Source organism: Amycolatopsis sp. CB00013 (assembly GCF_001905755.1).
Lineage (GTDB): Bacteria > Actinomycetota > Actinomycetes > Mycobacteriales > Pseudonocardiaceae > Amycolatopsis > Amycolatopsis japonica.
The window spans coordinates 431,880-443,657 of sequence record NZ_LIWC01000004.1 but is presented as its reverse complement, the minus strand read 5'-3'; the positions used below and the strand labels follow the sequence as shown (position 1 = coordinate 443,657).

The following is an 11,778-nucleotide window of genomic DNA, read 5'->3' as shown; positions in this document are numbered from 1 at the left end:
GTTCAGGACTCCTGGGCGGTCAGCTGTCCGATGAGGTCGATCGCCGCTTCGGCGATCACCGTGCCGGGGCCGAAGATCGCCGCCGCGCCCGCCGCGCGCAGCTCCTCGTAGTCCTGCGGCGGGATGACGCCGCCGACCACGACGATGATGTCCTCGCGGCCCTGCTCGGCGAGTTCGGCGCGCAGCGCGGGCACCAGCGAGAGGTGCCCGGCGGCCAGCGACGAAACGCCGATCACGTGCACGTCCGCCTCGATCGCCTGCCGCGCGACCTCGCCGGGCGTGGAGAACAGCGGGCCGACGTCGACGTCGAAACCGATGTCGGCGAAGCCGGTCGCGATCACCTTCTGGCCGCGGTCGTGGCCGTCCTGGCCCATCTTCGCGACCAGGATCCGGGGACGGCGGCCTTCCTCCTCGGCGAACTTCTCGACCAGCTCGCGCGCCTGCTCGACGTTCTCGGTCTTGCCGACCTCCTCGCGGTACACACCGGAGATGGTACGAATCTGGCCGGAGTGGCGCCCCCAGATCTTCTCCAGCGAGTCGGAGATCTCGCCGACGGTGGCCTTCGCCCTCGCGGCGTCGATGGCCAGCGCGAGCAGGTTCCCGTCGGACTCGGCGCCCGCGGTGAGCCGCCGCAGCGCGTCCTGGGTGGCGTCCTCGTCGCGCTCTTCGCGCAGCCGCCGCAGCTTCTCCAGCTGCTGCGCGCGCACGCCCGCGTTGTCGACCTTGAGCACGTCGATCTGCTCGTCGTCGGTCACTTGGTACTTGTTGACGCCGATCACCGGCTGGCGGCCGGAGTCGATACGCGCCTGCGTCCGCGCCGCGGCCTCTTCGATGCGCAGTTTGGGGATGCCGGCGTCGATCGCCTTCGCCATCCCGCCCGCCTGCTCGACCTCGGTGATGTGGCCCCACGCCTTGCGCGCGAGGTCGTACGTCAGCTTCTCGACGAACGCGCTGCCGCCCCACGGGTCGATGACGCGCGTGGTGCCGGATTCCTGCTGCAGCAACAACTGCGTGTTCCGCGCGATGCGGGCGGAGAAGTCGGTCGGCAGCGCCAGCGCTTCGTCGAGGGCGTTGGTGTGCAACGACTGCGTGTGGCCCTGGGTCGCCGCCATCGCCTCGACACAGGTGCGGACGACGTTGTTGTAGACGTCCTGCGCGGTCAGCGACCAGCCGGAGGTCTGCGAATGCGTCCTCAACGACAGGGACTTCGACGACTTGGGTTCGAAGCCCTTCACCAGCTTCGCCCACAGCAGGCGCGCCGCGCGGAGCTTCGCGACCTCCATGAAGAAGTTCATCCCGATCGCCCAGAAGAAGGACAGGCGCGGCGCGAACTTGTCGACGTCCAGCCCGGCCTCGACCCCGGCGCGGATGTACTCGACACCGTCCGCGAGCGTGTACGCCAGTTCCAGGTCGGCGGTCGCCCCGGCTTCCTGCATGTGGTAGCCGGAGATGGAGATCGAGTTGTACTTCGGCATGTTCCGCGAGGTGAACGAGAAGATGTCCGAAATGATCCGCATCGACGGCTGCGGCGGGTAGATGTAGGTGTTGCGGACCATGAACTCCTTGAGGATGTCGTTCTGGATGGTCCCGGCCAGTTTGTCCGGCGTGACCCCCTGTTCCTCGGCCGCGACGACGTAGAGCGCGAGCACCGGCAGGACGGCGCCGTTCATGGTCATCGAAACGCTCATCTTGTCGAGCGGGATGCCGTCGAAGAGCTGGCGCATGTCGTAGATCGAGTCGATCGCGACGCCCGCCATGCCGACGTCACCGGCGACACGCGGGTGGTCGGAGTCGTAGCCGCGGTGCGTCGCGAGGTCGAAGGCGACCGAAAGGCCCTTCTGCCCGGCGGCGAGGTTGCGGCGGTAGAAGGCGTTCGACTCCTCGGCGGTGGAGAAACCCGCGTACTGGCGGATGGTCCACGGCTGGTTGACGTACATCGTCGGGTACGGGCCGCGCAGGTACGGCGCGACACCGGGATACGTGCCGAGGAAGTCCACTCCGGACAGATCGTCGGCGGTGTACACCGGCTTGACGCCGATACCCTCCGGCGTCTCCCACGCGAGCGCGTCGGGGCCCTTGCCGGTGGCGGCGTGCAAGGCTTCGGTCCACTGAGGACGGTCGCCCGGCTCGGGGCTGCCGAGCTCGATTCCGGCGAAGTTCGGGATGGTCATCACTGCACTCCGAGCTCGTTCAACGTGCCGGTCAGGATTTCCAGGGCGTCGCAGCCCGTGAAGAGGTAGCCCGTGACGTCCGGGTGGTCACCGGGTTTACCGGCGAGCAGCACCGACGTGGCGCCCGCTTCCTTCAACGCCTTCGCGACGCTGTCCGCTTCTTCGGCGTAGGAAGTGTTGCTGCCGCAGAGGCAGGCGATCTTCGTTCCACTGGCCCGGAATTCCGCGACGACGTCCTCGGGCGCACCGGGGTTCACCGCCTCGATTCCGCCCGCCTGGAACAGGTTCGCCGCGAAACTCGCCCGCGCGGTGTGCGCCGCGACCGGGCCGAGGGTGGCGAGGAAGACGCGAGGACGGCTGGGATGCGCGTCCGCCCGGTCTCGCAGCGCCTCGAACGCTTCGGCGTACCGGTAGCGCGGCAGGCCGCCACCCGGCAGGTCGCCGAGCGGGTCGCGGACGACCGCTTTCTCCGTCAGATTGGGGAATTCGCTGACGCCGGTGATCGGATCGCGTCGGGTCCCGATCCGCTTCGACCGCTTCTCCCAGGTCTCGGCGAGCCGTGCCGCGAGGGCGCCGGAGGCCAGTTCCGCCTCGATCCCGCCCGCCGCCTCGATGGCGGTGAACTCGCGCCACGCGGCCTTGGCCAGCTCGTCGGTGAGGTTCTCGACGTACCAGGAGCCACCCGCCGGGTCGATGACACCGGCCAGTTTGGACTCCTCCAGCAGGACGGCGTGCGTGTTGCGCGCGATCCGCGCCGAGAACGCGTCCGGCTGGCCGATCGCGGCGTCGAACGGGAGCACGGTGATCGCGTCCGCGCCGCCGACCCCGGCGCCGAAACAGGCGAGCGTGGTCCGCAGCATGTTCACCCACGGGTCCCGCTGGGTCAGCATCGCGGGCGAGGTGACCGCGTGCTGCCGCATGCCCGAGCCCCTGCCACCCGAGACTTCGGTGACCCGGGCCCACAGGCGCCGCGCGGCACGGAACTTGGCGATCGTGAGGAACTGGTCTGCCGTGGCGGCGAGCCGGAATTCGATCTGGCCTGCCGCGGTGTCGACGTCCAATCCCGCTTCGGTGAGCGCCCGCAGATACGCGACGCCCGCGGCGATGGCCGCGCCGAGCTCCTGCGCGTCCGAGCCGCCCGCTTCGTGGAACGGGAGGCCGTCGGCGACGATCGTCCGCACCTTCGGGTGACTGGTGGCGACGCGCGCGGCCAAGTCCGCGGCGGGGGCGAGCGGATGCGCGGTGCCGGTGCGCGCGGTCAAGCCGATCGGGTCGGCACCCAGGGTCGCGGTGACCGCGCTCGCCGGGATCTCGCGCTCGGCGAAGAGCGTGAACAACTCGTTCGCGGCTGCTTCGTACTCTTCGCCCGCGTCGAGCGTGACGGGTGCGAGGTCGACGTAGACCTCGTTCAGCGCGTCACCCAGATCGGCGACAGGGACCCCGGTCGCGCCGGCGCGCAGCCAGATCGAGCTGACGCCGCCTTCGAGGTCGGCGAGGATCGCGGCGTTCGTGGCCTTGGCGTCGCGGCGCGCGTACCGGGCGCGGACGTCCCAGCCCGTCGTCACCGCGCCTTCGGGCCGGGCGCTTCGCACGAACGGCGGAAGGCCGGGAAAACCAGTCCCGTCGATGGTGTCTTCGGCCGTGTAGAGCGGCTGGATCTCCAGGCCGTCGTACGTCCGCGTGACCAGCTTGCTTTCGGGCAGGCCGTCGAAGGACTCGTCGATGGCGCCGCTCTTGCGCAGCACGCCCGCGACCAGCTCGCGCCACTGGTCCCGGCTCGCTTCGGGGAACTCCGCCGCGAGCTCCAATTCTTCCGGCGCGTCGGGCTCGCCAGGGGTCGGCACTGACTCCGTCTCGGCCACTTCCGTCATAGCCATCGATGCTAACGGCCCTCAAGTGGCACCACCTGTGACGCTAGTCGCGCCTAGGGGGTGATTAGGGGGCGATGCCGGGCGGCCCGTTCACTCCGACAGGGCACGGCGCATAGGGCCGCCACACGGGCATACGACACAATTGGGCCGTGCCGTCCGACACCACCGAGTCCAGCGAGAGTCCCGGCGACGAGAAGCGAGTAGTCGCCGGGCGATATCGGTTGCGCTCGGTCATCGGATCAGGGTCGATGGGCACGGTCTGGTCGGCCTACGACGAGTTCCTGCACCGCCCCGTCGCGGTCAAGGAGGTCCGCCTCCCGCCCGGCGTCCCGGCGTCGCAGGCGGACGAACTGCGCGAACGGACCCTGCGCGAAGCCCGCGCGATCGCCGTTCTGAGCCACCCGAACGTGATCATCCTGCACGACGTCGCCCGCGAGAACGACGAACCGTTCGTCGTGATGGAGCTGCTGCCGTCGCGCAGCCTCGCGCACATCCTGCGCGACCACGGGCCGCTGACGGTCGAGCAGGCCGCGGCGGTCGGCATCGCGGTGGCGTCCGCGCTCGAAGCCGCGCACGCCGCCGGGATCACCCACCGTGACGTCAAACCGGGCAACGTCCTCGTCGCGGGTGACGGCCGGATCAAGCTCACGGATTTCGGCATCGCGCGCAACGTCTCCGAAGCCACCATGACCCGCACCGGGATGATGCTGGGCTCGCCCGCCTACATCGCGCCCGAGGTCGCTTCCGGCGGCGCCGTCGTCCCCGCCGCCGATCTGTGGGGTCTCGGCGCGACACTGTTCGCCGCCATCGAGGGCTCGCCGCCGTACGACGCCGACGGCGACCCGCTCGAAACGGTCGGCAAGGTCGTCAACGGGAAGGTGCCGAAGCCCGGCCCCGGCCCGCTGGCCGACGTGATCGGCGCGCTCATGAAGAAGGAGCCGTCGAAGCGGATCACCCTGCGCGAGGTCCGGCGCCGGCTGTACCCGTTGCAGGCCAAGACACTCATCGACCTCTTCCCCGCCGAGCTGTTCCACACTCCCGACGGCAAGAAGACCACCGCGCATCTCGACGCCACCGACACCCAGGTGATCAAGCCGGTCGCGCCGGAGAAACCGGGCGAGGGCACGAGTTCGGAACTCGCCGCAGACCCCGGTCCGCTGCCGTTCCTCAACCAGTCCGCGCCGGCGCCTCCCGTCGAACTCGCGCCGATGCCGACCGTCACGCCACCGCCGCCTCGGCGGCCTGGCCGCTCGACGGTGGGCACGGTGGTGCTGGCGCTCGCGTCGGTCGTCCTGTTCCTGCTGGCCGCGGGCGGCGGGTTCGTGCTGGCCAGGGCCGTCGGCGGACAGGATCTGCGGCCGCCGGAGAAGCTGCAGCAAGGCGACACGATCATCACCCAGCCGCCGCCGAAACTGATCACGCAACAGGGTGACGCGAGCACGGTGAACGGCCTCAAGGGCGGCCGGTTCAGCCTCGGTGTCCCGGAGGGCTGGCAGAAGTTCGTCGCGCCGCATATCACCAGGGGTGTGCCGAGCACGGTGGTCCAGTACGTCTCGCCCGACGGCCGCCAGGCCATCCGGGTCGAGCGGCTGAGCGGTTTCCTGGCCGAGAGCCCGCCGCCCGCCTACTTCAGCTGGCTGAGGAGCCAGCATCCGGAGATCGCCCCCATCGGCGGGCCGACCACCGTTCCCGGCCGGGGCGACGACAGCCAGCGGTACACCTACCGGACGACGGAGCGCGCCGCCGGGAACCGGGACGCCGTGAACGAGAGCATCACGCGGACGACGTACATGGATCTGTTCAGCGGCGGCACGGATCTGTGGATCCTGTCGGTGACCTCGACGATCGAGCAGGAGAACTCAGCGAAGACCGGGATCTTCGAGCCGGTCGCCTTGTCGTTCATCGTCGACGGTTAGCCCGGCGAAGTACGCCTTCGACGCGCGCTGCTGCGCCAGCCTCCGCAGCACCGAGAGCAACCTGTCGCCCAGAACCGTCTCCACGACGGCGATCTCGATGATCTGATCCAGCGACTCGATCCCCGAGATCCCTTCGAGGTCCAGGTCGGCGGTCCGGTCGGCGATCTCGGCGTAGGCGTCGAGTTTCTCGAGATACCAGCCGTGCCCGACCTCGCGGATCGTGCACAGGACGCCGACCAGGGCCTGGATGACCAGGTCGTCTTCGTCCTTGCAGGGCCAGCCGCGGCGGTCGGCGAGGTCGCGGACCGTGGCGAGCGCCCATTCGCGGGCTTCGTCGTCGACGACCCGCTTCGACGTCGTGATGCCTTGCTGGGCGATACCGAGGACGTGGTGGGGGCTGGCCTCCCCGGCGTCGACCGCGGCGAGCACTTCGCCGACCGTCGCGAGCGAGAGGCCGCCGACATCCATCAGCGCCCTGATCAGCTTGATCCGCTGCACGTGCCCGTCGTCGTACTTCGCCTGGTTCGGGCTGGTCCGCTCGCCCGGCGGAAGCAGTCCTTCCCGCAGGTAGTACTTGATCGTGGCGACCGGGATCCCGGCTTTTTCGCTCAGTTCGGCCATCCGCACGCGTGCGTTCTCCCATCTCGGGGACGGTTCCAGGGTCATCCCTGAAGACTTCTCAGGATGGATAGTTTAACTTCCCATAACGGAGAGCTTGACTATCCATTTCTGGGAGGGACCCATGACCATCTTGACCGATCTCCGCGAGAGAACCCGCACCTGGCACCGGGGTTCGTATCGCTTCGCCCAGGCCTTCGCCGTGATCACCGTGGTGTGCGTCTTGGCCATGCTGATCGACCAGCGGACGCTGAACGGCGCCCCGCTCTGGGCGAAACCGTTCAAATTCGCCGTCTCCGCCACGCTGTACTTCTTCACCTGGAGCTGGCTCGTCTCCCTGCTGCCCAAGTTCCGGCGGACCGCGAGCTGGCTGGCGAACACGCTCGTCGTGATCTTCGGGGCCGAATACGCGCTCGTGATCTTCCAGGCCGCTCGCGTCCGCGCGAGCCACTTCAACAACGCGACACCGCTCGACAACACGATCTTCCAGGTCATGGGCGGGATGATCGCCGTGCTCTGGATGGTCAACCTCGTCCTGACGATCGCCGTCATGTTCACCCGGATCCCCGACCGCGCGACGGCGTGGGCGGCCCGGATCGGCGCGATCCTCGGCATGATCGGGATCTCGCTGGCGACGCTGATGAGCAGCCCCACCCCGGACCAGCAGGCCCTGCTCGACGCGACCGGCCAGTCCGCGATGATCGGCGCGCATACCGTCGGCCTCCCCGACGGCGGCCCCGGTCTGCCGATCCTCGACTGGAGCACGGTCGGCGGCGACCTGCGGATCCCGCATTTCCTCGGCCTGCACGGACTCCAGGCGCTTCCGCTGCTCGCGCTCGTCCTCGGCGTCCTGGCCGCGCGCTACCCGCGGCTTCGCGACGACGTCCTCCGGCTGCGGCTCGTGGTGATCGCCGGCGTCGGCTACGCGGGCCTGCTCGCGTTGCTCACCTGGCAGGCGCTGCGCGGCCAGTCGATCGTCGCGCCCGACAGCCAGACCCTCACCGCCTTCGCCCTCCTGATCGCGGGCGTCGCCTTTAGCGGGCTGATCGCGATCGGGCGGCCGGCGAAGGACAGGGAGCTGGAGGCCTCGCTGCGATGAGCGTCGAGACCCTCTTCACCTGGACCTTCCCGCTGGCGACGCCGTTCTGGCTGCTGATGATCTTCCTGCCGGGCTGGTCGTGGACCCGCCGGATCATGGCGTCACCCTGGACGCCGCTGCTGCCGCTGATCCCGTACTTCGTCCTCGCGATCGCGCATTTCGGCGAGCTCTGGACGGCGGTCAGCAGGCCGGACCTCGGCGTGCTCGGCGCGTTCACCGGATCGCCGTACGGGGCGGCCACGATCTGGGCGCATCTGATCGCCTTCGACCTGTTCATCGCGCGCTGGATGTACCTCGAATCCCGCGAGCACCGGATCCATCCGCTGGTGACAGGGCCGATCCTGGCGCTCACGATCTTCCTGTCCCCGTTCGGACTGGTGGCGTTCCTGCTCGTGCGAACCGTCCGGATACGCTCGTCGCATGAGTGAGAACGAGGTCGCGGCGGCCGCCGCCATCGCCGAACGCACCGGCGTCGAGAAGCACGACATCGCCGTCGTGCTCGGTTCGGGCTGGCGCCCGGCGGCGGACGTCATCGGGGAGCCCGAGGCGGAGATCCCGCTGGGCGAACTGCCCGGATTCGCCGCGCCGGGCGCGGTCGGGCACGGGGGAACCGTCCGGTCGGTCCGCGTCGGCGAGAAGCGCGCGCTGATCCTGCTGGGCCGCACGCATTTCTACGAGGGCAAGGGCATCGACCCGGTCGTGCACAACGTGCGCACCGCCGCGGCGGCAGGCGCCAGGACGGTGCTGCTGACCAACGCCGCGGGCGGCCTGCGCGAGGGCTTCCGCGTCGGGCAGCCGGTACTGATCTCCGACCACCTGAACCTCACCGCGCGCTCGCCGATCGTCGGCGCGAACTTCGTCGACCTGACGGATCTCTACTCGAAGCGGCTGCGCGACATCGCGCGCGAAATCGACCCTTCGCTGGAGGAGGGCGTGTACGCGGGGCTCACCGGGCCGCATTTCGAGACGCCCGCGGAAATCCGCATGCTGCGGACGCTCGGCGCCGACCTCGTCGGCATGTCGACGGTGCTGGAGGCCATCGCCGCCCGCGCCGCCGGGGTCGAGGTGTTCGGGCTTTCGCTGGTGACCAACCTGGCGGCCGGGATGACCGGGGAACCGCTGAACCACGAAGAGGTCCTCGAGGCGGGCCGTCAGTCCGCCACCCGGATGGGCACGCTGCTCAAGGAACTCGTCTCCCGCGCCTGACAAGTGTCATGAAAGGGTCGTTCAGGACGTTTTTCGTCCTGAACGACCCTTTCATGACATCCGGGGCACTTCTCAGCCGGCGAACTCGGGAAGCCGCTGGGCGACCTCCGCGGGCGAAGGCATCGCGGCGACCTCGTCGGCGAGCCGACGTGCAGCACCGTGGACGGCCTCGTCGGCGAGCAGCTTTCGCGCCTGCTCGAAAATGACGTCCTCAACGGCCTCGGCACCGATCAGCTGCGCGCCCACCCCGGCCGCGACGACGGCCTCGGCGTTCGTGAACTGGTCCGCCCCCTGCGGCAGCACCAGCTGCGGCAGCCCGGCGCCGAAGGCCCCCATCGTCGTCCCGCTGCCGCCGTGGTGGACCACGAGATCGACGTGCGGCAGGAGCTCGACCTGCGGCACCCAGCTCTCGACCCGGACATTGCCCGGGACTTCGCCCAGGCTCGCCGGATCCACCGTCGGGCCCGCCGCGACGATGACGTCCGCGTCGAGCCGCGCGAGGGCGCCGATGGCCCGCTTCAACACGTCTTCGTCACCGAAGGCGGTCCCGAGGGTGAGGTAGACGAGCGGACGGCTCTTGTCCCGGCCGACCACACCCGCCGGGAGGTCTCCCGGCTCGGCCCAGCCGACCGGACGTAGCGGGATCCGGGTCGCCGTGGCCAGGAAATCCGGCGCTTGCACCGATTCCGGACAGATGTCGACGACGGGATCGCCGAAGGACGGCAGCTTCAAGCCACCCAAACCGACTTCCGTGGCGAATTCCGCGACGCGGCCGTAGATGACGTCCATGACGTCCCCCGGCGAGAACCGGCCGAAACCGTGCCCGATCGCGGGAATCCCGGCGAGGTGGGCGGCGATGGCGCCACCGGCGTTGCCGCTTTCGTAGACGACGAGATCCGGCCGGTGCCGTTCCAGCAGCGGTGTGAGATCGGCGACGAACCGCCGGGGCAGCACATTTCCGAACACTTCGCCGATGACGGGATTGAACGATTCGGGCGGGGCGTCGGAGGCGTTGGGTTTCGGAGCGTCGGGCCCGGCGATCGACTCGAACGCCTCCCGCATCCCGAATCCGGCGATTTCCACTGCCAGACCGGCCTTTTCGACCACCGCCAGCATGTCTTCGCCGGTGGCGAAGACGACCTCGTGCCCGGCGTCGCGAGCGGCGACGGCGAGCGGTAGTAGGGGATAGAGATGACCATGACTCACCAGAGAAGTGAAGATCAATCGCACCCTCTCCAACGTACCCGTAGGCTGACTCGGTGACGACTTCCTTGACCTCGGATCTCCGGGATCGGGCGTTCCGCTGGATCGCCGACGACCCGGACGACGATTCCCGCGTCGAGCTGCAGAACATCCTCGCCCGCGCGATGGGCGGCGAAGCCGGTGCGGCGGACGAACTCGCGGACCGCATGGCCGGACCGCTCGAATTCGGCACCGCCGGACTGCGCGGCCCGGTGCGCGCGGGCCCCAACGGGATGAACGTCGCGGTCGTCACCCGGACCACGGCGGGTGTCGCGGCCTGGCTGACCGCACAAGGACATTCGGGCGGTGTCGTGGTGGTCGGCCGCGACGCGCGGCACGGTTCGGAGGCCTTCGCCAAGGCCGCCGCCGAGGTGCTGACGGCCGCCGGGTTCGCGGTGAAGACGCTGCCCGGCCCGCTGCCCACGCCGGTGCTCGCGTTCGCCGTACTGGAACTCGGCGCGGTGGCGGGTATCCAGATCACCGCGTCGCACAATCCCCCGGCCGACAACGGTTACAAGCTTTACGACGCGACGGGCGGCCAGATCGTCCCGCCTTCGGACGGCGAGATCGAGCGCGCCATCGAAGCCGCTCCCCCGGCGATCAGCGTGCCGCGCGAGCCCGGCGCCGAGGTGCTGGGCGACGAACTCCGCGACGCGTACCTCGCCAAGGTCGCGCTGCTGCCGCGCGGCCCGGAACGCGCGGTCAAGGTCGCCGCGACGGCGTTGCACGGCGTCGGCGCGGAGACCCTGCGCGCCGCGTTCGAGCGCGCCGGTTTCACCGAGCTGAGCCTGGTCGCCGAGCAATCCACGCCGGATCCCGACTTCCCGACGGTCGCCTTCCCGAATCCGGAGGAACCGGGCGCGACGGATCTCTTGCTGGCTCTGGCGTCCGAGGTCGGCGCCGACCTGGCGATCGCGCTCGACCCGGACGCCGACCGGTGCGCGCTGGGCGTGCGCGAGCGGGACGGTTCGTGGCGGATGCTGCGCGGGGACGAAACGGGCGTCCTGCTCGGCTGGCACGTTCTGTCCACTGTAGACAGTGTCGATCCGCTGGTGGCCACGACGATCGTGTCGTCGTCGATGCTCGGCGAAGTCGCGAAGGAATTCGGGGCGCGCTACGCGGAGACCTTGACCGGGTTCAAATGGCTGGTCCGTGCCGGCGAAGGGCTCGTGTTCGCTTACGAAGAGGCGCTCGGACTCTGCGTGAACCCCGGTTTCGTGCGCGACAAGGACGGCATCTCCGCCGCCGTGCTCGCCGCGGGCCTGGCCGCCTCCCTGCGCGCGGCGGGCCGCGGACCGCTGGACGTCCTCGACGAACTGGCCGTGAAGCACGGCGTACACGTGACGGATCAGGTCTCGCTGCGCGTCACCGACCTGTCGGTGCGGGAGCGCCTGATGGCGGGCCTGCGCGCCACACCCCCGGTGTCGCTGGGCGGCACCGACGTCACGATGGAGGACCTCCTGCCCGACGCCGACGTCCTCCGCCTGACCGGCGAGGGGCTGCGTGTCGTGATCAGGCCGTCCGGGACCGAGCCGAAACTGAAGGCGTACCTGCAGATCAAGGAGCCGGTCACCGGCGATCTCGCCGAGGCGCGAGCCGCCGCGGACGCGCGGCTGGCGGCACTCCGGGCCGACATCGAGTCCCGGCTGGCCTGA

9 protein-coding genes are annotated in these 11,778 nt (G+C 69.8%); 5 read left to right on the top strand and 4 right to left on the bottom strand.

The features are described 5' to 3' along the window. Positions 1 to 2: 2 nt before the first annotated feature. Positions 3 to 2,171, bottom strand: coding sequence for a methylmalonyl-CoA mutase (scpA, locus tag AMK34_RS28785; RefSeq protein WP_038519340.1), 2,169 nt, complete (start codon positions 2,169 to 2,171; stop codon positions 3 to 5). Further along, positions 2,171 to 4,042 (bottom strand): methylmalonyl-CoA mutase family protein, encoded by a 1,872-nt coding sequence (locus tag AMK34_RS28780; protein WP_073847449.1) that lies wholly within the window; start codon positions 4,040 to 4,042, stop codon positions 2,171 to 2,173. The genes scpA and AMK34_RS28780 overlap by 1 nt, the downstream gene beginning before the upstream one ends. Positions 4,043 to 4,191: 149 nt before the next feature. On the opposite strand from AMK34_RS28780, the gene AMK34_RS28775 reads away from it, so the two are divergent. Next, the gene (locus tag AMK34_RS28775) at positions 4,192 to 5,958 is read left to right on the top strand and encodes a serine/threonine-protein kinase (protein ID WP_073847448.1); all 1,767 of its coding nucleotides are present in this window, start codon (positions 4,192 to 4,194) and stop codon (positions 5,956 to 5,958) included. Here AMK34_RS28775 and AMK34_RS28770 read toward each other — a convergent pair. Further along, entirely contained in the window at positions 5,902 to 6,624 is a 723-nt protein-coding gene (locus AMK34_RS28770) for a MerR family transcriptional regulator (protein WP_073847447.1), read from the bottom strand. The two genes, AMK34_RS28775 and AMK34_RS28770, sit on opposite strands and share 57 nt — an antisense overlap. A 76-nt stretch (positions 6,625 to 6,700) precedes the next feature. On the opposite strand from AMK34_RS28770, the gene AMK34_RS28765 reads away from it, so the two are divergent. The 3 genes from AMK34_RS28765 to AMK34_RS28755 are packed head-to-tail and all read left to right on the top strand — an operon-like array spanning position 6,701 to position 8,881. Continuing rightward, entirely contained in the window at positions 6,701 to 7,675 is a 975-nt protein-coding gene (locus AMK34_RS28765) for a hypothetical protein (RefSeq protein WP_073847446.1), read from the top strand. Further along, positions 7,672 to 8,103: an ABA4-like family protein gene (locus tag AMK34_RS28760; protein WP_038519346.1), complete on the top strand. Its 432-nt coding sequence runs from the start codon at positions 7,672 to 7,674 to the stop codon at positions 8,101 to 8,103. The genes AMK34_RS28765 and AMK34_RS28760 overlap by 4 nt, the downstream gene beginning before the upstream one ends. Beyond that, positions 8,096 to 8,881: a purine-nucleoside phosphorylase gene (locus tag AMK34_RS28755; protein ID WP_073847445.1), complete on the top strand. Its 786-nt coding sequence runs from the start codon at positions 8,096 to 8,098 to the stop codon at positions 8,879 to 8,881. The genes AMK34_RS28760 and AMK34_RS28755 overlap by 8 nt, the downstream gene beginning before the upstream one ends. 72 nt (positions 8,882 to 8,953) lie before the next feature. On the opposite strand, the gene AMK34_RS28750 is transcribed toward AMK34_RS28755, so the two are convergent. Further along, complete coding sequence (locus AMK34_RS28750; protein ID WP_073847444.1) at positions 8,954 to 10,111, bottom strand: glycosyltransferase; 1,158 nt, start codon at positions 10,109 to 10,111, stop codon at positions 8,954 to 8,956. 29 nt (positions 10,112 to 10,140) lie between these two features. Here AMK34_RS28750 and AMK34_RS28745 point away from each other — a divergent pair, with 29 nt between their 5' ends. Beyond that, positions 10,141 to 11,778 (top strand): phospho-sugar mutase, encoded by a 1,638-nt coding sequence (locus AMK34_RS28745; RefSeq protein ID WP_073847443.1) that lies wholly within the window; start codon positions 10,141 to 10,143, stop codon positions 11,776 to 11,778.